At 72.7% G+C, this 26,538-nt stretch carries 19 protein-coding genes and 1 pseudogene; 8 read left to right on the top strand and 12 right to left on the bottom strand.

Translation table 11 applies throughout. From position 1 onward, the window contains the following. Positions 1 to 22: 22 nt before the first annotated feature. Genes O7626_RS11800 through O7626_RS11780 form a run of 5 tightly spaced genes read right to left on the bottom strand, consistent with a single transcriptional unit; the run spans position 23 to position 4,840 of the window. A complete protein-coding gene (locus O7626_RS11800) occupies positions 23 to 790 on the bottom strand; it encodes an ABC transporter ATP-binding protein (RefSeq protein WP_278061203.1) in 768 nt (255 codons plus the stop codon). Then, positions 780 to 1,568 carry an ABC transporter ATP-binding protein gene (locus tag O7626_RS11795; RefSeq protein ID WP_278061202.1) on the bottom strand — a complete coding sequence of 263 codons (789 nt, stop codon included), beginning with the start codon at positions 1,566 to 1,568 and terminating at the stop codon, positions 780 to 782. Before O7626_RS11795 ends, O7626_RS11800 begins: the two co-directional genes overlap by 11 nt. Further along, positions 1,565 to 2,788 (bottom strand): branched-chain amino acid ABC transporter permease, encoded by a 1,224-nt coding sequence (locus tag O7626_RS11790; RefSeq protein ID WP_278061201.1) that lies wholly within the window; start codon positions 2,786 to 2,788, stop codon positions 1,565 to 1,567. Before O7626_RS11790 ends, O7626_RS11795 begins: the two co-directional genes overlap by 4 nt. After that, positions 2,772 to 3,659, bottom strand: a complete 888-nt coding sequence (locus O7626_RS11785) for a branched-chain amino acid ABC transporter permease (protein ID WP_278061200.1) — start codon at positions 3,657 to 3,659, stop codon at positions 2,772 to 2,774. The genes O7626_RS11790 and O7626_RS11785 overlap by 17 nt, the downstream gene beginning before the upstream one ends. Before the next feature lie 8 nt (positions 3,660 to 3,667). Beyond that, positions 3,668 to 4,840, bottom strand: coding sequence for an amino acid ABC transporter substrate-binding protein (locus O7626_RS11780; RefSeq protein ID WP_278061199.1), 1,173 nt, complete (start codon positions 4,838 to 4,840; stop codon positions 3,668 to 3,670). Between the two features lie 176 nt (positions 4,841 to 5,016). On the opposite strand from O7626_RS11780, the gene O7626_RS11775 reads away from it, so the two are divergent. Beyond that, on the top strand, positions 5,017 to 6,051 hold the full coding sequence (locus O7626_RS11775; protein ID WP_278061198.1) for a LacI family DNA-binding transcriptional regulator: 1,035 nt from the start codon (positions 5,017 to 5,019) through the stop codon (positions 6,049 to 6,051). A gap of 198 nt (positions 6,052 to 6,249) precedes the next feature. Here O7626_RS11775 and O7626_RS11770 read toward each other — a convergent pair whose 3' ends face one another. Beyond that, positions 6,250 to 8,631, bottom strand: coding sequence for an FtsX-like permease family protein (locus O7626_RS11770; protein WP_278061197.1), 2,382 nt, complete (start codon positions 8,629 to 8,631; stop codon positions 6,250 to 6,252). Then, entirely contained in the window at positions 8,628 to 9,320 is a 693-nt protein-coding gene (locus tag O7626_RS11765; protein WP_278061196.1) for an ABC transporter ATP-binding protein, read from the bottom strand. Before O7626_RS11765 ends, O7626_RS11770 begins: the two co-directional genes overlap by 4 nt. A 209-nt stretch (positions 9,321 to 9,529) precedes the next feature. Here O7626_RS11765 and O7626_RS11760 point away from each other — a divergent pair, with 209 nt between their 5' ends. The 3 genes from O7626_RS11760 to O7626_RS11750 all read left to right on the top strand — a co-directional run bounded on the left by O7626_RS11760 (position 9,530) and on the right by O7626_RS11750 (position 14,956). Next, entirely contained in the window at positions 9,530 to 10,984 is a 1,455-nt protein-coding gene (locus O7626_RS11760; protein WP_278066133.1) for a histidine kinase, read from the top strand. Further along, a complete protein-coding gene (locus tag O7626_RS11755; protein WP_278061195.1) occupies positions 10,981 to 11,658 on the top strand; it encodes a response regulator transcription factor in 678 nt (225 codons plus the stop codon). Before O7626_RS11760 ends, O7626_RS11755 begins: the two co-directional genes overlap by 4 nt. A 130-nt stretch (positions 11,659 to 11,788) precedes the next feature. Further along, positions 11,789 to 14,956 (top strand): tetratricopeptide repeat protein, encoded by a 3,168-nt coding sequence (locus O7626_RS11750; RefSeq protein WP_278061194.1) that lies wholly within the window; start codon positions 11,789 to 11,791, stop codon positions 14,954 to 14,956. Positions 14,957 to 14,998: 42 nt separating this feature from the next. Here O7626_RS11750 and O7626_RS11745 read toward each other — a convergent pair whose 3' ends face one another. The 3 genes from O7626_RS11745 to O7626_RS11735 form a co-directional block, all read right to left on the bottom strand. Then, positions 14,999 to 16,126: a cation diffusion facilitator family transporter gene (locus O7626_RS11745; protein WP_278061193.1), complete on the bottom strand. Its 1,128-nt coding sequence runs from the start codon at positions 16,124 to 16,126 to the stop codon at positions 14,999 to 15,001. Between the two features lie 112 nt (positions 16,127 to 16,238). Continuing rightward, complete coding sequence (locus tag O7626_RS11740) at positions 16,239 to 16,931, bottom strand: hypothetical protein (protein WP_278061192.1); 693 nt, start codon at positions 16,929 to 16,931, stop codon at positions 16,239 to 16,241. A gap of 276 nt (positions 16,932 to 17,207) precedes the next feature. After that, positions 17,208 to 17,846 (bottom strand): maleylpyruvate isomerase family mycothiol-dependent enzyme, encoded by a 639-nt coding sequence (locus tag O7626_RS11735; RefSeq protein WP_278061191.1) that lies wholly within the window; start codon positions 17,844 to 17,846, stop codon positions 17,208 to 17,210. A gap of 141 nt (positions 17,847 to 17,987) precedes the next feature. Between O7626_RS11735 and O7626_RS11730 the strand changes: the two are divergent. Both O7626_RS11730 and O7626_RS11725 read left to right on the top strand, forming a co-directional pair. Beyond that, a pseudogene (locus tag O7626_RS11730) lies at positions 17,988 to 18,212 on the top strand (sigma factor); the annotation flags it as partial. Positions 18,213 to 18,235: 23 nt separating this feature from the next. Further along, positions 18,236 to 18,553 (top strand): hypothetical protein, encoded by a 318-nt coding sequence (locus O7626_RS11725; RefSeq protein WP_278066526.1) that lies wholly within the window; start codon positions 18,236 to 18,238, stop codon positions 18,551 to 18,553. 42 nt (positions 18,554 to 18,595) lie between these two features. On the opposite strand, the gene O7626_RS11720 is transcribed toward O7626_RS11725, so the two are convergent. Continuing rightward, positions 18,596 to 19,804, bottom strand: a complete 1,209-nt coding sequence (locus tag O7626_RS11720) for a PHB depolymerase family esterase (protein ID WP_278061190.1) — start codon at positions 19,802 to 19,804, stop codon at positions 18,596 to 18,598. A gap of 746 nt (positions 19,805 to 20,550) precedes the next feature. Between O7626_RS11720 and O7626_RS11715 the strand changes: the two genes are divergently transcribed. Then, positions 20,551 to 21,255 (top strand): hypothetical protein, encoded by a 705-nt coding sequence (locus O7626_RS11715; protein WP_278061189.1) that lies wholly within the window; start codon positions 20,551 to 20,553, stop codon positions 21,253 to 21,255. A gap of 110 nt (positions 21,256 to 21,365) precedes the next feature. Here the strand turns inward: O7626_RS11715 and O7626_RS11710 are convergent, their stop codons facing one another. Further along, positions 21,366 to 25,127, bottom strand: coding sequence for a CARDB domain-containing protein (locus O7626_RS11710; protein WP_278061188.1), 3,762 nt, complete (start codon positions 25,125 to 25,127; stop codon positions 21,366 to 21,368). A 378-nt stretch (positions 25,128 to 25,505) separates the two neighbouring features. Between O7626_RS11710 and O7626_RS11705 the strand changes: the two genes are divergently transcribed. After that, complete coding sequence (locus tag O7626_RS11705; RefSeq protein ID WP_278061187.1) at positions 25,506 to 26,519, top strand: DUF5954 family protein; 1,014 nt, start codon at positions 25,506 to 25,508, stop codon at positions 26,517 to 26,519. The last annotated feature ends 19 nt before the right edge of the window (positions 26,520 to 26,538 follow it).

The raw sequence follows: 26,538 nt of genomic DNA, 5'->3' as shown, positions 1-26,538 counted from the left end.
GGACGAAAGGTCGGCTTCCAGGTCACGTACCGGTGGTGGCGCTCGACCTGCCGGTTCCGTCAGTGCGCCCGGGCCGGCCGCCGAGGTAGAGGTCGGCGAGCTGCGGGTCGGCGAGCAGGTCGGCCGCCGGCCCGGAGATGTGCACCCGCCCTAGATCGAGTACGCAGCCGAGGTCGGCGGTCTCCAGCGCGCGCCGGGCGTTCTGCTCGACCAGCAGCACCGCCGTGCCGGCGTCGCGCATCCGGACCACCTGCTCGAAGACCGTGCTGGTCGCCTTCGGGTCCAGCCCCATCGACGGCTCGTCGAGGAGCACCACCCGGGGCTCGACCATCAGCGACCGGGCGAACTCGACCTGCTTCTGCTGCCCGCCGGAGAGCAGCCCGGCGAGGGTGTCCCAGCGCTGCCCGACCACCGGGAAGAGGTCCCGGACGAAGTCGGCCCTGCGGGCCAGCACCGCCCTGTCCCGCAGCGTGTAGCCGCCGAGCAGCACGTTCTCGGCCACCGTCATCTCCCGGAAGACGCTGTGCCCCTGGAGCACGTGCGCCACCCCGGAGGCGAGCATCCGCTGCGGTCCCTGGCCGGTGACGTCGACGCCGCCGACGAGGATCCGGCCGGACCGGGGTTTCAGCAGCCCGCTGGCCACCCTGAGCACCGTGGACTTGCCGGCGCCGTTCGGCCCGACCAGGCAGACGATCGAGCCGGCCCCGACCGATACGGAGAGCCCGCGCAGCACCGGGGCCGCCCGGCCGTAGCCGGCCTGTACGTCGACGAGTTCGATCTCAGACGCCAAGGTACGCCCCCAGCACCCGCTCGTCGGAGCGGATCACCGACGGCGGCCCCTCGGCGATCGGCCGTCCCCGGTCGAACACCACGACGTGGTCGCTGATGCTCATCACCAGGTCCATGTTGTGCTCGACGATCACGAAGGTCCTCCCCTCGGCGTTCAGCTCGCGCACCAGCGCGCCGATCCGGTCCAGCAGGGCCGGGTTCACGCCGCCGGCCGGCTCGTCCAGCAGCACCGTCTCCGGGCCGCTCATCAGCACCCCGGCGAGTTCCAGCAGCTTCTGCTGCCCCCAGGACATGTTCCGGGCCTCGACGTCGGCAAGGTGTTCGATGCCGAGCCGGGTCAGCCAGCCCCGGGCCCGGTCCAGCTCGGCCCGGCGCCGGGCGCCCCGCAGCTGGCTCCAGAACCCGGCCGGCCGGGCCGCGACGAGGACGTTGTCCAGCGCCGACATCCGGGGGAAGACCCGGCACAGCTGGAAGGTCCGGCCGATCCCGGCCTGGGCGATCGCGTGCGGGCTCCGCCGGGTGATGTCCGCGTCCCGGTACGTCGTCCGGCCGCCGTCCGGCCGGATCATCCCGGTGACGCAGTTGAAGAAGGTCGTCTTGCCGGAGCCGTTCGGCCCGATCAGCGCGTTGACCTGCCCGTGCCGGAACGTCACGGTGGCCGCGTCCAGCGCCGTCACCCCGCCGAACGTCTTGGTCAGCCCGGTCGTGGCCAGGCTGCCCGGCGCGCCCGCCTGCGGGCCGGGCGTACTCGTCTCCTGCTCGGCCGGCGCTCCGGTCATGTCCGCTCCTCCGCCGAAGGTCCTTCGGGGGCGCCGACGGGAGTCCCGGCCGGTGGTTCGGCCGGCTCGTCACCGTCGGGCGGCTCGACCGGCCGGTCACCGTCGGGCGGCCGGTCCTGGCGTGCGCGCAGCTCGGCCGCGCTGACCTCGCGGATCGACTGGCCTGCCGGCCGCATGAACCGGTCGGCCAGCGCGCCCAGCGCCGGCAGCACCCCGTCCGGCATGAACATCACCACCAGGGCCAGCAGCAGTCCGGTGGCGACCAGGTGCAGCGGGGTGTTGCCGAACTCCACCTTGAAGTACTCCAGTCCGATGCCGACCACTCCGGCGCCGACCAGCGGGCCGAAGAGCTGGCGCACCCCGCCGAGCAGCGCCATCAGCACCAGGTAGGAGCCGGTCAGGATGGAGAACTGGAAGACCGGGTCGAGGTCGCCGAACCAAAGCGCGTAGAGGCCGCCGGCCAGCCCGGTGAAGCCGGCCGAGACCACGAAGACCACCAGCTTGTACCCGAAGGTCGGGGTGCCCAGCGACTCCGCCTTGTCCTCGTCCTCCCGGACCGCCTTCAGGCCGAGCCCGAAACGGGACCGGTCGACCAGCCACCAGACCAGCAGCGCGACCGCGAGCAGGGCGGCGAAGAGATAGAAGAAGACCCGGTGGTGCTCGGGCCGGAGCAGGCCGGGAAACGGGCGCGGCACGACCAGTCCGCGCGACCCGCCGGTCAGGGACGCCCAACTCTGGAAGACCAGCAGCAGGATCAGCACCAGCGCGATCGACACGATCACGAACGAGGCGCCGCGCACCCGCAGGGCCGCGTACCCGACCGGGACGGCGAAGGCCGCCACCAGCAGGGTCGCCGCGACCAGTGCGACGAAGCTCGGCAGCCCGGCCCGGACCACGAGCAGGCCGGTGGCATAGCCGCCGAGCCCGGCCAGCGCACCGTGCCCGAGCGAGATGTACCCGGTGAACCCGCCGACGAAGTTCCACGACGTCGAGAGCACCGCGTAGTTCAGCACCACCACGCCGGCCGAGAGGACGTACGGGTTCGGCGCCCAGGACGGGAAGGAGAGTACGGCGACGGCCAGGGCCAGGATCGCGCCGGCCCGGAGCGCCCCGCCGAGCCGGCGCCGCGCGGTGGCCGAGAGCGCACCGGCGGTGGGTCCGGTGGCCGGGAGTGCACCGGCGGTGCGTGCGGTCGCCGGGGCTTCAGAAGCGCTGGGCAAGGCGGCCTCCGAAGAATCCCTGCGGGCGGAACGCCAGCGTCGCGAAGAGAGCGAGATAGAAGACCGTCTGCGCCCAGGTGGTGCCGAGCGGGATCTGCAACAGGCTCTGCGCCAGCCCGAGCAGCATCGCGGCGATGGCCGCCCCCGGCACGCTGCCCAGCCCGCCGACCACGATGATCGCCATCAGCGGGCCGATCCAGTGCCAGTGCAGCGACGGGTAGATGGTGGTGTCCAAGGCCAGCGCCGTGCCACCGACGGCGGCGGTGGCCAGCCCGAGACCGAAGCCGAAGCCGGCCACCCGGTCGGTGTCGATCCCGACCAGCCGGGCGGCGTCGGCGTGCTGGATCGTCGCCCGCAGCGCCCAGCCGAACCGGGTCCGCTTGAGCAGCAGATAGAGCGCGAGCAGGGCGACCGCGGCGAGCCCGAACGCGATCAGTTTGACCACCGCGATCCGGGCGCCGAAGAGGCCGATGCTGGCCGAGCCGTAGCCGAGCTGGATCCGCCGCTGGGTGCCGGTGAAGGCGTACCCGAGCAGCCCTTCGACGAGCACCGCGATGGCGAAGGTGAGCAGCACCGACATCATGGTCAGGGTCACCGGACGCAGCCGGGCCAGCAGCAGCCGCTGGAGCAGCACGCCGAGGCCGAAGAAGAGCGGGACGGTGACCACCATCGACAGCAGCGGGTCCACCCCCAGCCTGGCGTGCGACCACCAGGCGAGGTAGGCGGCGAGGATGAGGAACGCCGAGTGGGCGATCATCACCACCCGCATGATGCCGAAGTAGAGCGTCAGGCCGGCGGCCAGCAGGGCGTACAGCCCACCCAGCAGCAGGCCCAGGAGAACGCTCTGGAAGAGCAGGGCGCCGGACGGCATCGGCTAGCTCACCAGGCCGGCTTCGGGTAGACGAGGTCGACTTCCCTCGCCTCGGCCGGCAGCACGATCTGGATCTGCCCGCCGACCCACTGCTGGATCATGTGCGCGCCCTGCGGCTTGCCGGTGTCGTCCCACGTCAACGGCCCGACCACGGTCTCCACCTTGTTGCCGCGGATCCACTCCACCAGCTTCTGCTGGCACTCGCCCTGCTCGGCGCAGCCGACCGCGCCGACGGCGGCGGCCACCACCTGACCGGTGGTGTACGCGTTCGCCTCGTCCTCCTCCGGCGGCGACCCGAACTGCTCGGTGTACTTCCGCACGAACTCGACGTTGCTCGGGTAGGGCGCCTTCTGGGTGTAGCCGGTCGGCGCCAGGATGCCCTCGGTCTTGTTGCCGATCGCGGCGGCGAACTCGGGGCTGGTCGGCGCGGTCGAGAAGGCGGCGAGTTTCGGCTGGTAACGCAGCTGTTGCAGGGCGACGATCAGATTCACCCCGTCCTGGTACTGCGAACCGCCGACCACCATGTCCGCCCTCGACGCCGCGATCTTGGCGGCGATGGTGCCGAAGTCGGTGGTGTTCGGCGGGTACACCTCGTCGACGACGGTACGCACCCCGGCCGCCTCCAGCTTCGCCTTCAGCCCGTACGCGGTGCCCTGGGCGAACGGGTCGTCCATCGCGGCGTACGCCACGGTGGCCGGCCGCTGGCCGGGCGGCAGCGCGAGCAGGTATTCGGCGAGGTGGTTGTAGTGGTCGTCGGCGACCGCGGGTGCGGCGTAGAAGAGATTCTCGAAGCCCTGCTCGAAGACCTCCTTGGCGGCACCGGCCGGCTCGACGAAGAGCATGCCGTACTCCTGCGCCACCCGGGCGGCCGGCACGACGAGGCGGGTCGAGAAGGGACCCACCACGATGTCCACGTTGTCCTTGCCGATCAGCTGCTCGTAGTCGGCGACCACCCGGTCGGCGTTGGACTGGTCGTCCAGGATCTTCAGCTCGACCTGCCGGCCGAGCAGGCCGCCCCGGTCGTTGGTGATCTTCGCCCAGGCCTCGTAGCCGCGCTGCACGCCCTTGCCGGGCTCGGCGAAGTCGCCGGTCAGCGGCAGCGAGATCCCGACGACGATCGGATCGTCGGAGGAGCCCGATCCGCCGCCGCCGTCGCCGCAGCCGGCCAGCAGGAGTGTCACCGCCGCACCGACGGCTGTCGCCCATCGTCCGCGTGTCGCTCGGGATGCCATTCCGGACGCTCCCCTCGCAGAGGTAACGAAAGCGCTTACGGAAGCGCTTTCGTACCATAGGCTGTGGCCTGCGTCACTCGCAATAGTTACCGCCTGCCGTCGTCGATGTTTCCCGGGAGTTGCCGATGCCGAAGCCTGGCGGGGGGCGGCTGCGCCTCGTCGACGTCGCCGAACGGGCCGGTGTCTCGCTGGCGACCGCGTCCCGGGCGCTCGCCGGGCGGGACGGCGTCAGCCCGGCGGTCGCCGACCGGGTCCGCCAGGTCTCCCGGGAACTCGGGTACGTCGCCAACCCGTACGCCCGGACCCTGGCCGGTGGGGTCAGCTCGACCGTCGGGCTGGTGGTGCACCAGGTCGACGACCCGTACTTCTCCGAGATCGCCGGCGGCGTCATCCAGGTCGCCGACGAGCAGGGCCTGCTGGTGCAGATCTGCCACTCCGGCCGCGACCCCGAACACGAGTTGCGGCAGCTGCGGCACCTGATCGCCCAGCGGGTCGGCATCATCCTGATCGCCGGTTCCGGCTACGACGACCCGCGGGTGCAGGCCGAGGCGCGCCGTGAACTGACGGCCTACCAGGACCTGGGCGGCCGGGTCGCGGTGATCGGCCGGCATCCGCTGGGGGTGGACGCGGTACTGCCGGACAACGAGGCCGGCGGCCGGGCCCTCGGCGAGCACCTGCTGGCCCTCGGACACCGGCGGATCGCCGTCGCCGCCGCGACCGGCGGACTCACCACCGTCATCGACCGGCTCGCCGGGGTGGCGACGGCGCTGCGCCGGCACGGGCTGCACCTCGACGACCTGCCGGTCGTGCACACCGACTTCACCCGGGACGGTGGCCGGGCCGCCGCCGAACGGATCCTGCGGGACCATCCCGGGACGACCGCGATCGTGGCCCTGAACGACTCGATGGCGATCGGGGTGCTCGCCACGCTGCGCGCGCACCGGGTCGGCGTACCCGAGCGGATCTCGGTGGTCGGGTTCAACGACGTCTCGGTCGCCGCGGACCTCGCGCCCGGGCTCACCACCGTCCGGCTGCCGATGACCGACATGGGGCGGATGGCCCTGGACCTGGCCCTCCGGCCGCGCTCGAAGCGGCCACGGCGCCGGCCCACCGGACACGCGCTGGTGATCCGCGACTCGACCGGCCCGGTACCCGGCTGACGCCGCCACCGTCGCAGGCCCGGACCGCCGACCCAACCGCCGGGGCAGCCACCGACCTGCCTGCCGGAGCAGCCACCGATTTAACCGCCGGGACGGCCACCGACCTGCCTGCCGGGGTACCCGCCGCCCCCCGTCGTCGCGGCGCGCGCACCCCGGCAGGCGGGCCGGACCCGCCCGGCTGCCGCCCCGACCGGCGGGCTACTCGGTACGCAGCGCGGTGGCGGTACGGGTACCCGCCGCCCAGCCGGCCGGCAGCAGCGAGCCGAGTACGGCGATGAGGACGCCGCCGAGGCCGAAGAGCAGCAACTGGCCGGGCTGGTAGATGTCGAGCACCGAGTCCGGCAGGTACAGCCCCACGGCACTGCCCATCTCGGTGACGGTCAGCCGCTGCAACAGGACACCGACGGGCACCCCGACCGCACCACCGACCAGTCCGGTGACCACCACCGAGGCGACCACCATCCCGACCGTCTGCCGTGGGGTCATGCCCAGCGCCTTGTGCACCCCGAGATCGTGTACCCGTTCCCGGGTCTCCAGCACCACCATGTTGAGTACGCCCAGCGCGGCCACGGTGGCCAGCATCAGGGTGAGCAGGCCGGTCAACGTGTTGACCACCAGGATGATCTCGTCCGCCTCCTGCTCGTCGACCACCGCGTGGGCGTCCACCGTGGCCAGTGCCGCGTTCAGTCCCTCGACGTATTCGACCGGGTCGGTACCGGGATCGAGCGTGACGTAGTACTCCTCTGGCCGCAGGTCCGGTTGGGAGGCCGCGAGCGTCGCGACGCTGGTGAGGATCTGCATCCCCCTGGACTCGATGTTGAAGACCTCGCCGACGATCCGGGCGTCGATCCGGGTGCCGTGGTCGAACAGCACGACGGCGTCGCCGACCCGGGTGCCGGTGGCGGTCAGGAACGGTCGGGCGACCACGATCTCCCCGGGCCCGCCGAACCAGCTACCGGAGATCATCTCGTAGCCGTACGCGGAGCCGTCGCCGGTGAAGGCGAGGGTGTCCAGCGAACTGGTCAGCCCGCTTGTGGTCACCGCCGTCTGCGCGACACCGCTGTACCCGCGGGTTCCGGCCTGCGCGGTGATCGCGCCGACCACCGCCACCGGATCCGGCGGCACCGGGCCGCCTCTCGGCGGGGCGGCCGGGGCCGCCGGGCCACCCACCGGCGGCGGACCGGAGATCGGCCGACCCGGGTGGACGAGGACGTCGCCGTGGCTCTCCGTGGCCTGGACCGCGTTCAGCGAGGCGCCCAGCCCGACGGCGAAGGTCGCGGCGGCGGCACCGAACGCGATCGCCGCGACGATGGTGGCCGACCGGAGTACCCGGGCGAACGGCTGGGCCAGCCCCAGGGTCACCGGCCGGGGCAGCGGAAGCCGCGCCGACAGCCGGGCCGCCCACCTCCCCCGGCCCCGTCCCGGGGTACGCCCGACGGCGAGCACGTCGACCGTGCGCAGCCGCCCGGCCCGGAACGCCGCCACCCAGGCGGTCACGCTGACCAGGACCAGCGCCCCGGCGAGTACCAGCAGGTTGACCCAGCCGCTGACGCCGGTGTCCGTGGTGCCGTAGACCTCGTTGGTCTGCGCCTGGATCGGCAGGACCAGCAGGTTGCCGGCCAGCACCCCGAGCAGGGCGCCGACCACCGCCGGGACCAGCGCCTGTGCCGTGTACGCCCGGACCACCTGCCCCGGAGTGCAGCCGAGGGCCTTCAGCACGCCGATCCGGTGCGTGCCGGTACTGACCGCACCGGCGACGACGTTGCCGATGATCAGCACCGCCATGAGTACGCCCAGCACGCCGAAGGCGGTGAGGAACGGCACGAACAGCAGGGTGTTGCCGGCGCTGTTGGTCCTGGTGGTGAGCCAGGAGCGGGCGCCGGCCAGCGCACCCGGCGGCACGCTCGCCTCGATCGCGGCGCGGGCCGAGTCGACCTGTGCGGCGGTGTCGCTCGCGGCGAGCCGGTAGAGCATCTGGTAGCCGGCGGTGGCACCCGGTGCGGTCAACGCCGCGACCTGTTCCGGCACCACCCAGCCGCCGGCGGTCTCGCTCACCGACCGGGCCACCCCGACCACCGTCAGGCTCGGGCTGCCGGCCGGCGCGTCCAGGGCGAGCGAGTCACCGACCTTCGGCTGGAAGCTGCGCGGCAGCCGCAGGTCGGCGGGGAGGACGATCTCGCCGGGGCCGGTCACCCACCGCCCGTCGGTCACCGTGACGGCGTCGACCGGTCCACCTGGTTCGGCCCGCCCGACCACGGTGAGCGGCCGCACCGCTCCGCCGCGACCGGCGGCCGGCGTGATCGTCGCGGTCGGGAACGGGCCGGCCGCCGCGGTCACCCCGGCGGCCCGCGCGGACGCCGACAGCTGCGCCGCCGTGGCCTTGGTCCCGTCGAACCGCACCGCCAGGTGCGCACCGTCCTGCTGGGCGAAGGCCCGGTCGAACGGAGCCATGGAGGCCACCATCAGCGACCCGCCGAGTACGGCGGCGGTCACCGCGATCATCACCACCAGCCCGACCACCACCGTCTGCACCCGGCGCCGCCCCACACCGGACCGGACCACCCCGCCCAGCGCACTCATCGGACCGGCTCCATCGCGCTGTCGGCGGCGACCCGACCGTCGACGAGCCGGACGGTGCGGGACGCGCACGACCGGGCCAGGGTCAGGTCGTGGGTGACCAGCACGATCGTCTGCCCCTCGGTGTGCAGTTCGGTCAGCAGGTTCCGGACCTCCTCGCCGGCGGCGGTGTCCAGCGCGCCGGTCGGTTCGTCGGCGAGCAGCAGCGCCGGCCGGTTGACCAGGGCCCGGGCCACCGCGACGCGCTGCCGCTCACCGCCGGAGAGCCGGCCCGGATAGGCGTCCGCGTGCCGGTCCACACCGAGCGTGCCGAGCAGTTCCATCGCCCGCCGCCGGGCGGCGCCCCGGGCCGTACCGGACAACTGGGCCGGCAGCATGACGTTGTCGGCGACGGTCAGGTCGTCGAGGAGGTTGAAGAACTGGAACACCATGCCGATCTTCGCCCGCCGGTAGCGGGCGGAAGCGGCCTCACCCAACTGGTCGACCCGGACGCCGCCCACGGTCACCGTGCCGGCGCTCGGCCGGTCCAGCCCGGCGACCAGGTTCAGCAGCGTGGACTTGCCGCTGCCGGACGGCCCCAGGATCGCGACCGCCTCCCCGGCCGCGATCCGCAGCGACACGGCGTCGAGTGCCGGCGGCCCCTCGTCGTACCTGCGGCTCACGTCGGCCAACTCGATCAACGGAACGCTCATCCTGGATCTCCCCCTACCTCGGGCACCTCTGGCCGCTCGAAGCTAGGTCCGCCGGACGGCCGCCGGCGTCGGTCGCCGGAGCCAGATCCGGTACCGCCCGGGGATGAACCGGTCCGGGGTCATCCCCGCGGCGTAGTCGACGGAGTTAGCCGGGTGGTCAGGCCGGCGGATGTCCGTCGTCGGTGACGGTGGGCGAGAATGGCCCTGTGATGCAGGGGGCGATGGCCGGCGGGCTGGGGGCCCGGCTCAGGCTGCTGCTGCGGCCGTCCGGTTCGCTGCCGCCGCTGTCCTGGCGCGGCCAGGTGTTCGACGTGGTGGTGGCGCTGGGCCTGCTGCTCGCCGCCGTCGTGGAGGGCAACGACCAGGACCGGGAACAGCGGGTGTCGGACGGGTTCGACTACCGGAACCCGACCGGCCACCCACCCGAGTACCGGGACCCGCCCGAGTATCGGGACCCACCCGGGTACCCGGAGCCGCCCGAGCCCCTCGCGCCACCGGCCCCGGTCGCGCCCGACCTGCCCGCGCGCTGGCCTGGGCCCGAACCGTTCCTGCCGATCGAGGACTACGCGATCGGCTCGACGGTCGTCATGCTCCTGGTGGTGGTACTGCCGCTGGTGATCCGCCGCCGCTACCCGCTCGCCGTGCTCTGGCTCGTCCTGCTCACGGCGCCACTGGCCAGGGACTACAACGCCGCGCTGCGGGTCTCCTTCTACGCCTGCGTCATCGCGGCGTACACCGCCGCCGTGTACAGCCCCTACCGGGTACCGGCGCTGGCGAGCCTGCCCGCCGCGGCGTTCCTCTACACCCAGATCCAGGAACCGGCGGTGCCCACCGTCCCGCAGAACGCCGTACCCTTCCTGATCCTGATCCCGATCGTCCTGGCCGCCAACGGACTGCGCCGGTGGCGACGGCGGGCCGACGAGGACCGGGCCCGGCTGTCCAGACTGGAACACGAGCAGGCCGAGGCGCTGCGCCGGGCCGCCGAGCACGAACGGGCCCGGATCGCCCGCGAACTGCACGACGTGGTGACGCACAACGTCAGCGTGATGGTCATCCAGGCCGGCGCCGCCCGCAAGGTCATGCGGACCAGCCCGGAGCAGGCCCGGGAGGCACTGCTCTCGGTCGAGGCCGGTGGCCGGGCCGCGATGGCCGAACTCCGGCACGTCATGGGACTGCTCACCATGGACGACGACGGAGCGGGCGACGGGAACGGCGGTCCGGTCGGCAGCCGCGACGGTCCGGTCGGCGACGCCGGGGGCGCCGGCCTGGCGCCGCAGCCGGGCCTCGACCGGCTGGAGGCCCTGATCCAGCGGGTACGCGACACCGGGATGCCGGTGGAACTGACCGTCACCGGGCAGCCCCGCCCGCTGCCGCCGGGGATCGAACTGACCGCCTACCGGGTGGTCCAGGAGGCGCTCACCAACACCGTCAAGCACGCCACCGGCGCGAGCGCCAGGGTCCTGGTGGAGTACGGCACCGACCAGCTGCGGGTCGAGGTCGTCGACACCGGCGGCACGCCCGGCGTCTCCGCCGCCACCGGCAACGGGCGTGGCCTGATGGGGCTGCGCGAACGACTGGCCGTCTACGGCGGGACACTGCGCGCCGGACACCGGCTCAGCGGGGGCTACCAGGTCGCCGCGCGAATCCCACTGGAGGCGCCGTGAACCCGCCGCTGCGCGTCGTCGTCGCCGACGACCAGGCGCTGGTCCGCACCGGATTCCGGATGATCCTCACCGCGGACGCCATCGACGTGGTCGCCGAGGCGACGAACGGCGCCGAGGCGGTCGATGCGGTCCGGCGCACCCTGCCGGACGTCGTCCTGATGGACGTCCGGATGCCGGAGATGGACGGCCTGGAGGCCACCCGGCGCATCCTGACCGGTGCTGCCACCGACCCGCGCGTGATCATCCTGACCACGTTCGACCTGGACCACTACGTCTACGCGGCGCTCTCCGCCGGAGCCAGCGGATTCCTGCTCAAGGACGTCACCCCCGAGCACCTGGTCGCCGCGGTCCGGATGGTCCGGTCCGGCGACGCGCTGCTGGCCCCGGCCATCACCCGGCGGCTCGTCGAGCGGTTCGCCGACCGCGGCGCCGACCCGGCCGCACCGCACCGCGACCTCTCCACGCTCACCCCGCGGGAACTCGAGGTGCTGCGGTTGCTGGCCCAGGGCCTGAGTAACGCCGAACTCGCCGCCCGACTCCACCTGTCCGAGGCGACCGTCAAGACGCACGTCGCCCGCATCCTCGGCAAACTCGGGCTCCGCGACCGCGTCCAGGCGGTCGTGGTCGCCTACGAGACCGGGCTGGTGAGCCCCGGCCAGGGACAGCCCGGATAGCCCGCGTCGCCGGGACCGTCCGCGCCGCCGGCCGGGTGCCGCCCACCATGTCGGATGCCCGCCTCCCGGTATCGAGCCTCTTGCCTCGGTTTCGCCCACCCGCCACCCTGTTAGGCATGTGGCGGGCGACATGGTCGTAGCTCGCGAGAGCGGGTACGGCGTCAGCGCTTTCGGGGACCGGGGTGACGGGGGCGTCGACAGGGTACGGCTGGAGATCCTCGGCCCGGTGCGGGCCTGGCGCGGCGGGCACGAGATCGCCTTCTCCGCACCCGGTCAACGGGCCGTGCTCGGCCTGCTCGCCCTGGCCGCCGGCCGGCCGATGCCCCGGGCCGAGATCGTCGACGCGCTCTGGGAGGGCGGCGAGCCGCCACCGAGCGCCACAAACGTGATCCAGACACACGTCAAGAATCTCCGGCGGCTGCTCGAACCCGACCGTCGCACGCACACCGCCAGCGTCGTACTCCCCCGGGTCGGCGACGGGTACGCGGTCGGCGTACCGGCCCGCAACCTCGACCTCTGCGTGTTCCGGGAACTCGCCGGTGCGGCGGCCGAGGCACACCGCCGGGACGACCTGCCCGGCTCCGTCCGGCTCTGGCAGCGGGCCCTCGCACTGTGGCGGGCCGCGCCACTGGTCGACGTACCCTCGCTCGCCGGACACCCGAAGGTCGTCGCACTCGCCGAGGAACGCCGGGCGGCGGTGGGCCGGTACGGCGAGGTCATGATCGCCCTCGGGCGGGCCGCCGACGTACTGCCGGCGCTGGAGGAGGTGGCGGCGAGCAGCCCGCTGGACGAGACCGCCCAGGCCCTGCTGCTCCGGGCCTACCACGCGCTCGGCCGGCGGGACCGGGCCGTCGCGGTCTACCGCACCGCCCGGTCGCGGCTCGTCGACGAGTTGGGCGTCGAACCGGGCCCCGAACTCGCCGCCGCCTACCGGGACGCGTTGCGGGCCGCCGAGCCCACCGGACCGCCACCGGCTCCGCCGGCCGCCACCCGCGCCGGGCCGGACGACCCGCCGCCCGTCCCGGCGCAACTTCCCGCCGACGTACCCGGATTCAGCGGCCGGGCGACCGAACTGTCCAGGTTGGACGACCTGCTCGCCGGGTCCCGCCGACGCCGGTCGGGGGTTCCGGTCGTCGTGCTCGCCGGCACCGCCGGAGTCGGCAAGACCGCCCTCGCGCTGCGCTGGGGACACCACGCCCGGCACCGCTTCCCGGACGGGCAGCTCTATGTCAACCTGCGCGGCTACGACGTCGACCGGCCGATGCCGCCGCAGGAGGCGCTGGCCGGCTTCCTCCGGGCGCTCGGCGTGCCCGGCACCGAGGTACCGTTCGAACTCGACGAGTGCGCGGCCCGGTACCGCAGCGAACTCGACGGCCGGCGGATGCTGATCGTGCTGGACAACGCGGCGTCGGTGGAGCAGGCCCGGCCGCTGCTGCCGGGCAGCGCCTCCTGCGCCGCGCTGGTCACCAGCCGGGACACCCTGGCCGGGCTGGTCGCCCGCGACGGCGCCGAGCGGATCGAACTCGGACTGCTCTCCAGCGCCGACTCGGTGGAACTGCTCTGGCACACCCTCGGCGACCGGGTCGCGCACGAACCGACGGCCGCCGCCGCGCTCGCCGAACGCTGCGCCCACCTGCCGCTGGCGCTGCGGGTCGCCGCCGAACTCGTGCTCACCCGGCCGACCGCGCCGCTGTCGGTACTCGTCGCCGAACTGGCCGACCAGCAACACCGGCTACGGCTGCTCGACGCGGGCGGCGACCCGCGCACCGGGGTCCGGGCCGTGCTCTCCTGGTCGTACCAGCAACTGCCGGCCGCGACCGCCCGCGCCTTCCGGATGCTGGGCCCGCACCCCGGGCCGGACGTCGACCGGTACGCCGCGGCGGCGCTCTTCGACACCGAGCCGGAGTCGGCCCGGCACCTGCTCGACACGCTCGCCCGGGCGAACCTCGTGCAGCCGGCCGGCAACCACCGGTACACCTTCCACGACCTGCTCCGGGCGTACGCGACCGAACGCTGCGCGGCCGACGAGCCCGCCTCGACTGTCGACGCCGCGCTGGACCGCCTCTTCGACTACGAACTGGCCGCCGTCACGGCCGCGATCGACACGCTCTATCCGGCGGAACGGCACCGCCGGGCGCCCGTCGACAGGCCACCGGTGGCGCCACCGCCGATGCCGGACCCGCAGGTGGCCCGGGGATGGCTGGACGCCGAACGGCCGGCCCTGGTCGCGACGGCCGTCCGGGCCGCCGAACGCGGTCGGTCCAGCCACGCGGTGCGGCTGACCCTGACCCTGCTGCGCTACCTGGAGAGCGGCGGCTACTTCGCCGAGGCCGAACGGATGCACACGCACGCCCTGGCCGCCGCCCGCCAGGCCGGCGACCGGGTCACCGAGGCACACCTGCTGACCGGGCTCGCCGTGATGTACGCCCAGCAGGGCCGGTACACCCCGTCGACCGCCCGGCTGCGCGAGGCGGTGGCGCTCGCCCGGGAGAACGGCGACAGTGCCGCCGAGGCGCGGGCGCTGGGCAACCTCGGTTACGTCCAACAGCGGCAGGGCCGGTACGACGAGGCCGTCGAGGCGCTGCGCTCCGCCCTGCTGCTCTGCCGGCGGGTCGGTGACCCGGCCGGCGAGACGCGGGCCGGCGGCAACCTCGGGCACGTACTGCTGCGCCAGGGCAGCTACCGCGAGGCGGGGGTATACCTGCGTACCTCCATCGTGCTCTGCCGACGGATCGCCGACGCGACCGGGGAGGCGTACGCGCTGACCAGTGTCGGGGAGCTGCACCTGCGGGGCGGGCGGCTGCTCACCGCCGCCGGCCGGCACCGGCGGGCACTGGCGCTGTTCGAGGCCGTCGGCGACCCGGCCGGCAAGGCGCTGGCGCTGGACGGCCTCGGCCGGGTACGCCTGCGGCAGGGCGACCACGAGGCCGCGCTGGACCTGGTGGAGCAGGCGCTCACCCTGCTGCGCCGGGTCGGCGAGCGGGCCGGCGAAGCCTCCACCACCAACAGTCTCGGCGAGATCCTGCACCTGATGGGTCGGCAAGGTCCGGCCCGGACGCAGCACAGCACCGCGCTCAGCCTGGCCACCGAGATCGGCGACAGCTACGAGCAGGCTCGGGCGCACGCCGGGCTGGGCCGGACGTACCTGGCGGGAGGTGACCATGGGCGTGCCGAGACACACCGGAGTTCGGCCAGCGCCCTCTACCGGATGCTCGGGGTGCCCGAGGCGACCGGGTCCGGGGACGAGTCGGCCCACCTCGACCAGCGCCCCGGCGCCGCCGCTCAGAAACCGTCCTGACGTCGCTGCCCGGGGTACACGGGCTGGTCCGGCATGCCTGGGTCACGGCCGGTCCGGGGCGGTGCCGGCACCGGGCGGTTCCGTTCCGGCCCGGTGCGTGCTCCGGCGCCGGTGGGACAGCTCGGCGTGGTGGTGGTCGCCGGCGTGGCTGGCCGGATCGGTGTGCACGGTGGCTCCGGTGAGCCGCGGTACGGCGTGACAGAGCTGGTGTTCGGCGTCGGCGGCGACCTCGTGGGCCTGGAGCAGGCTCAGCTCGGCGTCGACCACCAGGGTCGCCTCGGCGTGCAGCCGGTGGCCGATCCAGCGCATCCGTATCCCGGTCACCTGCCGCACGCCCGGCACCGCTCGCAGGGTCGCTTCGGCCCGGTCGACCAGGTCCGGGTCGACGGCGTCCATCAGCCGGCGGTAGACCTGCCGGGCGGCATCCTTGAGCACCAACAGGATCGCGGCGGTGATCAGCAGCCCGACCAGGGGGTCCGCCCACCGCCAGCCCAGGGCGGCACCGCCGGCGCCGAGCAGCACCGCCAGCGAGGTGAACCCGTCGGCGCGGGCGTGCAGCCCGTCCGCGACCAGGGCGGCCGACCCGATCCGCCGCCCGACGCCGATCCGGTACCGGGCGACGAGTTCGTTGCCGACGAAGCCGAGCAGCGCGGCGGCGGCGACGTACGGCAGGTGCCGGACGTCCTGCGGGGCCAGCAGCCGCCGAACCGCCTCGTGGCCGGCGAAGGCGGCGGAGGCGGCGATTGTCGCGACGATGGCGATCCCGGCCAGGTCCTCGGCCCGGCCGTAGCCGTAGGTGTACGTCCGGGTCGCGGCGCGTCGGCCGAGCAGGAAGGCGATGCCCAGCGGCACCGCGGTCAGCGCGTCGGCGACGTTGTGCAGGGTGTCGCCGAGCAGCGCCACGGAGCCGGACAGAGCAACGACGACCGCCTGCGCCGCGGCGGTGGCCCCGAGGACGGCGAGCGAGATCCACAGTGCCCGCAGGCCGGCCCGGGAGGTCTCCATCGCGGTGTCGACCTTGTCGGCGGTGTCGTGCGAGTGCGGGGTGACCAGGTGGCCGAGTCGGTGCCGTAGGCGTCGACCGGGTTCGTGGTGCTGGCTGTGCTGGTGGTCGTGGCTACGGTCCTGGCTGTGGCTGTGGTTTTGGCCGTGGCTGTGGTCGTGGTCCATGTGCCGCTGCCCTCCCTGTCGAGAGGGAGGTTACGTGCTCATGTACGCACGCGACAACGAAGCAGGTGCCAACCCTTCGCAACAGCGAGCGCCTGGCACGGCTGGCGGGGTGCTACTCCTCAATGGCGCCACCCATCCGGCGCAGGTGGCGACGGAAGCTGTACGCCGGATCCTCGGCACGCCGGGCAAGATAGTCGGCGAACCCGGTCTGCTCACGCAACGTCTGCCCGGCCCGGATCCGGTCAGCCTGGTCGCGTTCGGTGCGCCGGATCAGGTCCGCCGTCGCCAGCACCTCGTCGCCGCGGTCGGCGGGCACGAACAGCACCCCGTCGCCGTCGGCGAAGACGATGTCCGACGCGTCGACAAGGTGCGTACCGAACCGCGCGCTGACCAGGGCGGACTGCTCGGCTTCGGCGAGCCGTACCGGGCCGGGCGGGTAGCTGCCGTAGCTGAAGACGGGCAGCCCGATCTCCACCAACTCCGGGGTGTCCCGGTGCAGGCCCCAGATCACCAGACCGGCCAGGCCCGCCGCGACGGCCTCCAGCACCATCAGGTCGCCGACGCACGCCTCGTCCACCCGCCCGCCGTTGTCGACGACGAGGACGTCACCCGGGCCGGCGTTGCCGAGCGCCTCCAGGAACACGTCCACGCTGCCGTAGTGCCGGGCGGGCAGGACGCGTCCGGCGAGGCGCTGCCCAGGTACGACGGCGGCGATGCCGGGCGGGGCGACCCGCAACGGCACGTCGAGGCGTACGCAGGCATCGGCCACCAGTGGCGTGGACAGTTCGGCGAAGGCGTCGCGCACCGGGGTTTCCTCCTTGGTCGGATGCGGTCGGCGACGGGCTCGCGCGCCGACGGGAGGGCCGATGCTATCGACGCTCACCGGACCGTGGTGCGGGCCAATTCGCTGCTCGTGGCTCCCGTCGGGCTCCTCCTGGTCGGGGCATGAGGGCGCCGACGGGTCGGGGTGGGGCCGGGCCTGCCGTGCCTGGCTCCGGGCGGTCAGGCTTGATCCCTCCGCCAGGCGCGGCAGGCCCGGCCGTCGTGCGCGGTGCCCGGACGACGGCGCCGGGCGGTGCGCTCAGCGCGGCGCGGACTGGACGGAGAATCGGGCCGCCGCCGCGCCGTCGAGCCGGCCGGGTGGCAGCCGGCGCCCGCAGAGTACGAGCAGCAGGTCCTGGGCGAGACCCCGCAGTGCGGCGCCGGAGCCGAGGCTCCAGTCGAGATCGGTGGCGTGCAACGCGACTCCGGTGAGGTCCGCGCCGAAGTAGGCGACGTTGCGCGGCTTCATCCCGGACAGCACCAGACCAACCCGCTCCGGCGGCACCCGGCGGTCCAGCCCGAGTCCCACCGTGATGTCGAGTCCGTGGATCACGTCGTGCGACAACGCGCCGTGCGCGCCGCCGCCCGGCGGGGTCCAGCGGTGTTCCACGTTGTCCCGCAGCGAGCCGAGCAGGCGTTCGGCGGGTAGTTCGGCGGCGTCGCGTCGAGCGGACCGGTCCGCCATCCGGTCGATGCTTCCCCGGGCCCTGAGCAGTTCCAGCACGGTACGCCCGAGCGAGATCCGGTACGGCAACGTGGTGTGCGCGACGACCTCGCGTACCCGCCAGCCGGCGCAGAGCGTGGCCCCGTCCCACTGCTCGGGGTGGAGCGCGGCGAGCAACTCCACCTGCTCCCGCCGTTCCGCCCGCACCTCGGCCCACACATGGTCCTCGTTCATCGTCTCTTCTTCTCCTCCTCCGGCCGCACCGGCACCGGCGGGCCCTGCTGGGGATACGGGACGGGCACCGGAAACTCATCGGACGGGAGCCCGGAACCTCATCCGTCTTCGGCCGAACCGACCGCCGACTCGCGCCTGGGTATGGTCGGAGCGGTGGAGACGAGCGTGGGGGCGGCCGAGACGAGCGTGGGCGCGGCGGAGACGGACGCGCGGGCGGCCCGGCTGGAGCCGTTCCGGACGGAGCTGACCGGTTACTGCTACCGGATGCTCGGCTCCGGGTTCGAGGCCGAGGACGCCGTCCAGGAGACGCTGGTACGGGCCTGGCGGTCGTTCGACAGGTACGACGAGCGGCTCGGCTCGCTGCGGAGCGGCACGACGTCGAGGCGCTGGTGGCGCTGCTGCGCGAGGACGCGACGATGTCGATGCCGCCGTTCCGGTTCTGGCTGCGGGGCCGGGACCGGATCCGGCTGGCGCTGCTGGATCCGGCCGCGTCCTGCGCGGGTGCCCGGCTGGTCCCGGTCGCGGCGAACGGGTCACCGGCGTTCTGGCAGCTCCGCCCGTGTCCCGACGGTGGCTACCTGCCGTTCGGGCTGGTCCTGCTCGACGTGGTCGACGGGCTGGTGGCGGGCCTGACGACCTTCCTCGACGCCGACCGGCTGGTCACCCTCCTCGGCCCGCCGGGCGGGTTGCGGCCCGCCGACCGGTGAGTTCCGGCCGGCGCCTCGGGGAAAGGCGCCGGCCGGATCCGGTCAGCAGCCGATCACCCAGTGGTTCGGGCCGGTCTGCCGCAGTGTCGTGCTGGCGAAGACGTTGTAGAGACCCATCCGGGTGCCGGAGCCGAGCGCGTAGGCGTACCCGCCGGACTGGTAGGCGCGGCCGGCCTGCACGTGTGCGTAGTTGCTGGCGGTGACGCAGACCGGGTCCTCGCCCGGTTCACCCGGATCGCCGGGGTCCCCCGGGTCGCCGGGATCGCCAGGGTCGGTGCCGGCGCCGAGGCCGAAGAAGACCGCGTCCCGGTACGCCGAGCAGATGGTGTCCAGGAAGTACGCGGCAGCGGTGCCGCACTGGTCGGCGCCGGAGCCCGGGTCGACCGGGGTACCGTGGCCCATCCCGGCGACCTGGTAGAGGCGTACCTGGTCGGCGCCGTAGGTCTCCAGCGTGGTGCCGCCGGGCAGGCTGGAGGTGCCGGTCGGGGTCTGCGACACGCCGAGCACGTTCGTCCACTGGTCACGTGACTCGGTGGCGTTGACGGTGCCGACGGTGTAGTCGGCGGTGCCGTGCCAGATCGCCACCTTCGGCCGCGCGCCGGAGTAGCCCGGGTACGCCTGCCGGACCAGGTCGCCCCACTGCGCCGGACTGCGGTCGACGCCCGGGTTCATGCAGCTGAACGCGTTGACCATGCTGGTGGCGCAGCGGTAGGGGATGCCGGCGACGATCGAGCCGGCCGCGAAGGTGTCCGGATAGCTGGCGAGCATCGCCGCCGCCATCGCACCACCGGCGGAGAGGCCGCTGACGTAGACCCGGTTGGCGGCGATGCCGAAGCTCGCACGGGCGTGGTCGACCATCTGCTTGACGGAGAGCGCCTCGCCCTGGCCCCGGGCGGTGTCACCCGGCTCGAACCAGTTGAAGCAGGAGGTGGAGTTGTTCGCCGACTTCTGCTCCGGCACGATCAGCGCGAACCCCCACTGGTCGGCGTACTTGCGCCAGCCGGAGTTGCTGAAGTAGCCGTTGGCGTTCTGGGCGCAGCCGTGCAGCAGGACCACGGCAGCCCCGTTGCCGGGCAGGTTGTCCGGGCGGTAGGCGTACATGGTGAGGTTGCCGGGGTTGGAGCCGAAGCCGGTCACCTGACCGAAGGTGGCGGCCTTGGCGGGCCCGGCGACGGCGAGCACTCCCACCGCGGCGAGTACGGGCACGAGGGCGGCCCGCACGAGGCGGGCCAGGACGGGTCTGCGGCGCATGGTGAGCCTCCGGCGGTGGTGTGGGCTGGATCACCCTGAAGTTGCCGCGACGTTACGACCGGAAGACGAACCGCCGACATGTCCTCCGGTCACACATTTCCGGAGATCGAAGTGATGACGGTCGCCATGGCAGCCCGACGGCGGACCGTCGGAACCAGCCCAGCCGGGCCGCGTCCGGCACGGGACCGAGCACAGGTGATGGCGGACGGCGTCCGCAAGGCATCCTCCACCGCGACCCATGTCAACCGGTCCATGGCCTGCCTGCCAACTGGCTGGCTCGCCGGCTCGCTGGGGGATACCTCGCGTGCGGACTGTCGAGCTGGGTGCATGGACGGGGCGCGACATTTCGGGCGTTGTCGCGGGGTGGTGGGCGCACGGGCGGGGCAGCTCGACAGTCTCCGTCCGGGGTGCCGTCTGGCCGCGCGTTGACCGCGACGAAACGGGCCGGATGTCCGGTTCGGGTTCGTGATCGAGTCGGTCCGGCGGAATGTTGGCGGGGGGTCGGTCGTTACATTACGCGTACGGCCGAGTAGTACCGCCCGTGACCTGGGCAGATAGCTGGGCTGGCGGGAATGATCCCGGCCCCCCGGTCGTTACATACGGTGTTCGGCTGAGTGCGGACCGCGCCGTGTCCCCCGCGGGTGCTGGTAGCCCGGCCGAGCCAAGTCTTGAGTTCTGTTTTTCCGATGGCGCCTGCCGTCCCCCCTTTGGCGGGTGTCTCATCCCCGATTGGAAGGACGACCATCATGAACACGATGCTGTTCAGCCGGTGGCTTCCGGCCGTCGAGAAGACGTCGATCGTTCGTAAGGGTGCCCTCGGTGTTGCTGGTCTGGCGTTCGTCGGTGGCGCTGTTGCCGGCCCGGCCGTGGCCGCGCAGGCCAGCCCGGAGCATGTGGGTTCGCCGGTGTCGCAGTCCGTCATGGCCGACAAGGACCACAAGGGCGACAAGGGTGACAAGAAGAGCGACAAGGGTGACAGGAAGAAGGATCGTAAGGGTAAGCCGTCGCGGGACCGCCTCGTGCCGCATGGTGTGTCCGGTGAGCAGTCGCGGATTCCGCTGTCGGCCGAGCAGGCTGACAACGTGCGGGCGATTGTCAAGGCGACGAAGAAGGCGGGGATGGACGAGCGTGCCGCGGTGATCGCGGTGGGTACCTCGCTGCAGGAGTCGAAGTTGGAGAACCTGGGTCATCTGGGTGACCGCAACGACCATGACTCGCAGGGGCTGTTCCAGCAGCGTCCGTCGTCGGGTTGGGGTTCGGTGGAGCAGATCACCGATCCGGAGTATGCGACGACCGCGTTCCTGAAGGGTCTGGCGCAGGTTGATGGTTGGCGGGACCTGCCGTTGACCGTGGCGGCGCAGAAGGTACAGGTGTCGGCCTTCCCGCAGGCGTACGCGCAGTGGGAGGACCAGGCAGCCGACCTCGTCGCCGAAGCCTGGAACAACAGCTAACCAGCTACCGAGAACCACCCGCTGGCCGGGTCCCCACCACAGGGGACCCGGCCAGCGGCGTACCCGGTCAACAAAGACAATCCGTGGCCGGTCAGGCCCGGACGGGTGTCTCAGTCCACGGCCGGCTTGCGCGGTTGTCGGAGGGCCGGTGCCGCGCCGGTCACGGTGAAGCTCGACCCCGGCTCGACCACGACGTTTCCGGTGGCCGAGTTGGTGATGGTCACGTTCGACAGCGTCGCGCTGCCCCGCGCCCCGTTCATCGCCAGGATCCCGGCCCCGTTGTTCGACCGGTCGATCCGGACGTTGCTGACCACCACCCCCGGCATGTTGCCGCCGCCGGACTTGAACTGGATGCCGTCGTACGTCGAGTCGACGATCTCGGTGTCCCGGATGGTGACCCCGACGATGTCCCGGGTCGCCGGGAAGAGCGTGATCGCTCCGAACTTCTGCTGCTCGCCCCAGAAGGCGCCGCCGGTGCGGTAGAGCCCGTTGTTCGCGATCAGCGTCTGCCCGGAGAACGGCAGCGGGTCGTGGTCGGTGGCCAGCATGATCCCCGGGTAGTTCATCGTGTCGTAGACCAGGTTGTTCTCGATCCGATTGCCGTGGCCGCCGTAGACGGCGATGCCGTTGGCCCGCCACGGAAGCTGGATCGTGTTGTTGACGAAGGCGTTGGAGTGGCCGATGTCGCCCGAGGGGTCCCGGACGTAGCGGCTGGCCCAGACCGCCAGCGCGTCGTCACCGGTGTTCCGGAACGAGGAGTTGAAGACCCGCGAGTTCCGGGTGCCGTTGGCGAAGTTGATCCCGTCGGCGTACGTGTTGCGGATCCGCATCCCGGTGAAGTTCAGCCCGTCGCCGGGCCCCCAGAGCGCCGGGATGTTGTCGTAGTCCCGGCCGACCCAGACGCCGACGTTGGCGTGCTCGATCCAGACGTTGCTGATCCGGGTGCCCTCGCCGAACCGGCCGTTGAGTCCGACCCCGCCCTCGGCACCGCCCGGCCCGCCCCGGATCCGGCCCGAGCCGAAGATGGCGAGGTCGGAGATCTGGGTGTTGTCGTCGATGTCGAACCCGAAGTTGCCCTCGTGCGGATGGTTGATCCCACCGGCCCGCAGGTGCGGCTCGGTCAGCGTGTAGAGCTGCGAGTGCCACATCCCGGCACCCCGGATCGTCACGTCGCTGATCCCGACCTGGTTCCACTGGCCCCGGTCCAGCGGGTCGTCGGTGAGGATCTTCTGCTCCTGCCGCCACTGCCCCGGCGGGATCCAGACGCAGCCGATCACCCCGTTCTGGTCGTCGGTCACCGCCCGCTGGATCGCGGCGGTGTCGTCGAGCCCGTCGTTCGGTACCGCACCGTACTGCGTGATCGAGGTGCAGCCGGCCGGCTGGCTCGCCGCCGGAGCGACCTGCTCCAGATCGACCAGGTCGATGACATAGAAGGCCGCCGTGTCGCCGCTGTCGCGCTGGAGCCGGAACCGGGTGCCGGCCGGGTACGACTGGTTCAGCAGCGCGTTCGACTCGTCGAAGAGCCGCCGGGCGTCCCCGCCGGGCGTGTTCGACAGCCCCTCCGGGTCGTCGGTGTTGCCGTACAGCCAGCTGTGTCGGGAGGAGAGGGTCAGCTTGCGCAGGAAGGTGTCGTTGACGTACAGGCTGATGGTGGCCTCGATGCCACCGCCGCCCGGCGCGTCCGGGATCGAGTTGCGGACCACGATCGAGTTGGCCGCGTTCGTCGAGGTGAACTCGACGTACTGGCCGGTGCTGTTCAACCGGACCGACCGGCGCCCGGATGACTCGGTGCCGAAGTTGGTGTGCCCGAAGGTGCGCAGCGGGTCCGCCTCCAGCAGGGTGCCCTGGTAGCGGCCGGCTTCCGCCTCGTACGACACGTACGGCACCGCCGCGCCGCGCCCGACGACGATCGACTGGGTACGTACGTTGTTCCCCTCGTTCGTCTCCGCGACGGCGCCGGTGGCGTCCGCGGTGGCGGTGATGGTGGCGCCGCCGCTGGTGGCGATCCAGCTGCCGCCGATCGCCACGTTGCTTGTCGCACCGGCCGCGATCGACGGGGTGTTGGTGTTCAGCGTGGTGCCGCCGACCGTCACCCGGGTGACAGTGGTCGCGCCGGTCGCCGCGGTACCCCGGTTCTGCACCGCCACCGTGAAGCTGACCGACGCGCCGACCGCCGGGTTCGGCGGGTTGGTGGTGATGCCGACGACCTGTAGGTCCGGGCCGGGAGCCTGGGCGACGACCATCGGCGACGGTGTGGTGAAGCTGTTGTTGGCGTCGTTCTGCTCGACGATCGTGTTGGTCGGGTCGACCACCGAGGTGACCGGATAGCTGCCCTGCGGCCGGGTGCCGGCGTTCACGGTCACCGTGGCCGAGGCACCGGCGGCCAGCGCAGGCACCGGGGCGCTGCCGGCGACAGTGCCGCCGAGGCTGACGTCGACGGTGGTCGCGGCGGCCGACGCCGACCCGTTGTTGCGGACGGTCGCCGACAGGATGACCGGGGTGGTCTCGGTCGGCGCGGCCGGCGTCCAGGTGGTCGCGCTGACCACCAGGTCCGGGTTGGGCGCGGGCGTGCCGCAGACCTCCAGCTCGGCGACCTGGCCGGACGGGGCGCCGGTGTTGGCGGTGAACCGGAGCTGCACGTCCGCGGTGGTAGCGGCGACCGGGATCGTCACCGTGTTGTCGCCCTGCGCGAACTGGTAGTTCGCCGCCGGCACCAGGCCGGTGTACGCCGTCGCCGCCTGGTCCCGGCCGAGCACCTGGATCTGCTGGGTACGGGTGCCCCAGCTCGGGTCCGGGTTCAGTTTCACCCGTACCGCCGTGATCGCGTGGTTGGCGCCGAGCGCCACGGTCAGGGTCTGCGGATAGCCCGGCGCTCCCTCCCAGTACGTGCCGAGCGACCCGTCCACGGCATTGGCGGGTACGAAGGTGAAGGTGGAGCCGCTGGCGGTGACCGGCCTGCCCCGGGCGACGTTCGTGCAGCCAGGCGGCTGGCTGCCGGTCCGGGTCACGGTGTTGCTGTTGCCGGAGAGGTTGCCCGCCACGTCCCGGGCCCGGACGAAGTACGACACGGTGGTGTCGGTCGGCTGGGTGTCGGTGTAGCTGGTGACGGTGCCGAGCGAGGCCACCTGTGCACCGTTGCGGTAGACCAGGTAGCCGGCCAGGCCGCTGCCGCCGGCGTTGTCGGTCGAGGCGCCCCAGTTCAGCGTGATCGCCGTACCGGACTGGGTGTAGCGGAGGGTGCCGGGCGCGCTCGGCGGGGTGGTGTCGGTGCCGCCGCCGGCCGGGCCGTAGACCTCCAGTTCGGCGAGCTGCCCGGCCGGCCAGCCGCTGTTCGCGGTGATGGTGACCCGGAGGTAACGGATGCTGGCTTCGGTGAACGTGATAGTCACCGCGTTGCCGCCGACCGCCGGGTCGAAGGTGTACGTCCGGGACGCGGCCAGGTCGGTGAAGGAGGACCCGTCGGTGCTGCCCCGCACGCTGAGCGTCTGGGTGCGGGTGCCCCAGCCGGCGGTCGGCAGCTTCAGGACGGCCCGGTCGACCGGTACGGCCGAGCCGAGGTCGACCTGGAGCCAGCCCGGAAAGGCGTGGTTGACGCTCTCCCAATAGCTGCCCTGGTTGCCGTCGACCGCCCGGGACGGGTCGTAGACGTCGGCGTGTCCACTCGCCTGGGTGGGGCGGCCCTGGGCGAGGTTGACCTCGGCCAGGGCGGCGGGCAGGTCCGGCCGGGTCACCGGTTGGGCCGGGGCTGCCTGTCGGTGGGCGATCGGCGGTGCGTCGGCCGCGTGTGCGGCGGGCGTCGACCAGCCCAGGGTGACGATCATGGCGGCGGCGACCGTCGCCGCCGTCGCAGGGACCAGATGGGAGCGTCTCATCACTGTCCTTCTTGGTGCTGGGACGGTTGCGCGGGTGGCCGGAGCTGGCGGGGATCGAGCGGCACCGCCAAGCGGAGCTGAAGCACTGTTGGGAAGTTCCGCCCTACAGTGGCGAACAGAGCAACAGTTTGTTCTGTTCTTGCAGGAGGTTGGCCAAAGGTTACCGGCGCACTTCCGGGCCGTCAACGCTTCCACCGTGATCGATGCGCCTGCGCGTCCACCGGATCCCCGGAGGTGGGGACCACACCCGGTAAGACGTCCTAGGAGGCTAGGTATCGAAGTACGGGCGGGCCGGGAGGTACCGCCGCCAGCATCTGTACCAACATTGCCGGAGCGCGGAGGGCTGCTTATCGAGTACGCCCGGGGCACACTGCGTGCATGAGTCACCACGGTGGGCGGGTGCCGGATCACCTGCTGATCCGGATCACCCAGCGGACCGATCCGGTGTCGGCGCTCTCCGAGGACGACGCCCGGCGCCGGTCGCTCGCCTACCCGAAACTGATGTGGGGCGCCCCGGTCTTCGGCTACGCCGTGGAGGAGACGATCGGCCGGTGGCGGATCCTCAGCCTCGGCGGCGACCGGCCACAGGGCAGCCGGGACGGCCTCGGCTCGTACTTCCGACGGCTGCGCGGCGAGACACCCGAGACCGCCGGACACGCGGTCGAGCGGCGGGAGTACCAGGAGGCGATCCGGCTGCTCGACTGGGAGGTGGTCGACGACCTCACCGTGCACGACCGGCGTTACCGGATCATCCGCGCCCAGCCGTTCATCCGGATGGGACCGGACGGGCCCGAACCGCCCCGCCCCACCGACCCCGACCCGTACCCGTCCGGCAGCACCCGGGAGGCTCCGGCCCAGGAGGAGGGATTCGTCATCGACCCGGCCGCCAGCACCGGCCTCTCCGACGGGCTGCTGCGGATCGAGATGGTCCCCGCGTTCTACCAGGCCGGCATCGTGCCCGACGAGGTACGGGCCGACTCCCGCCGGGCGCTGGCCAGCCATCCGAACGTGGTGCTGCTGCCGGTCGGCTTCACCATCGGCGAGTACGTCGACGGCGCCTGGCAACCCCGGTCCTTCAGCACCTACCCGACGCCGCAGGCGGCCCGCGACTCCGCGTTCCTGCGGTTCAGCGACATCGTGCCGCACGAGGACGCGACGCTGGATGAGATCCGGGCCGCCTACACCCGGGCGCTGGAGGAGTTCGAGTCACCGGTCACGGACGAGTTCGAGATCCGGGGTGTGTGCTGCCGGATCACCCGGGTGGAGCGGTTCGTCCGGGTCGGACCGGACGGCCCGGAGGGTCCCCGACCGTCCGACTGGGACCCGGAGCCGCCACCGGAGCTGCACTGCCAGCAACTGCGCGAACAGGGCCTGCTGCCCGATCCGGACTGACCCGCCGATCGGTGCCGAC

The sequence above is a fragment of the Micromonospora sp. WMMD1102 genome, from assembly GCF_029626265.1.
Classification (GTDB): domain Bacteria; phylum Actinomycetota; class Actinomycetes; order Mycobacteriales; family Micromonosporaceae; genus Plantactinospora.
This window is presented reverse-complemented; position numbering and strand designations above follow the sequence as displayed.

Excerpts from the sequence above, each read along its gene's own strand:
- O7626_RS11745 (WP_278061193.1), bottom strand. The coding sequence starts at position 16,126 with ATGGACCACGACCACAGCCACGGCCAAAACCACAGCCACAGCCAGGAC.
- O7626_RS11770 (WP_278061197.1), bottom strand. The coding sequence starts at position 8,631 with ATGAGTGCGCTGGGCGGGGTGGTCCGGTCCGGTGTGGGGCGGCGCCGG.
- O7626_RS11720 (WP_278061190.1), bottom strand. The coding sequence starts at position 19,804 with ATGCGCCGCAGACCCGTCCTGGCCCGCCTCGTGCGGGCCGCCCTCGTG.
- O7626_RS11715 (WP_278061189.1), top strand. The coding sequence starts at position 20,551 with ATGAACACGATGCTGTTCAGCCGGTGGCTTCCGGCCGTCGAGAAGACG.
- O7626_RS11795 (WP_278061202.1), bottom strand. The coding sequence starts at position 1,568 with ATGACCGGAGCGCCGGCCGAGCAGGAGACGAGTACGCCCGGCCCGCAG.
- O7626_RS11735 (WP_278061191.1), bottom strand. The coding sequence starts at position 17,846 with ATGAACGAGGACCATGTGTGGGCCGAGGTGCGGGCGGAACGGCGGGAG.
- O7626_RS11760 (WP_278066133.1), top strand. The coding sequence starts at position 9,530 with ATGCAGGGGGCGATGGCCGGCGGGCTGGGGGCCCGGCTCAGGCTGCTG.
- O7626_RS11710 (WP_278061188.1), bottom strand. The coding sequence starts at position 25,127 with ATGAGACGCTCCCATCTGGTCCCTGCGACGGCGGCGACGGTCGCCGCC.
- O7626_RS11775 (WP_278061198.1), top strand. The coding sequence starts at position 5,017 with ATGCCGAAGCCTGGCGGGGGGCGGCTGCGCCTCGTCGACGTCGCCGAA.
- O7626_RS11750 (WP_278061194.1), top strand. The coding sequence starts at position 11,789 with ATGGTCGTAGCTCGCGAGAGCGGGTACGGCGTCAGCGCTTTCGGGGAC.
- O7626_RS11785 (WP_278061200.1), bottom strand. The coding sequence starts at position 3,659 with ATGCCGTCCGGCGCCCTGCTCTTCCAGAGCGTTCTCCTGGGCCTGCTG.
- O7626_RS11705 (WP_278061187.1), top strand. The coding sequence starts at position 25,506 with ATGAGTCACCACGGTGGGCGGGTGCCGGATCACCTGCTGATCCGGATC.
- O7626_RS11765 (WP_278061196.1), bottom strand. The coding sequence starts at position 9,320 with ATGAGCGTTCCGTTGATCGAGTTGGCCGACGTGAGCCGCAGGTACGAC.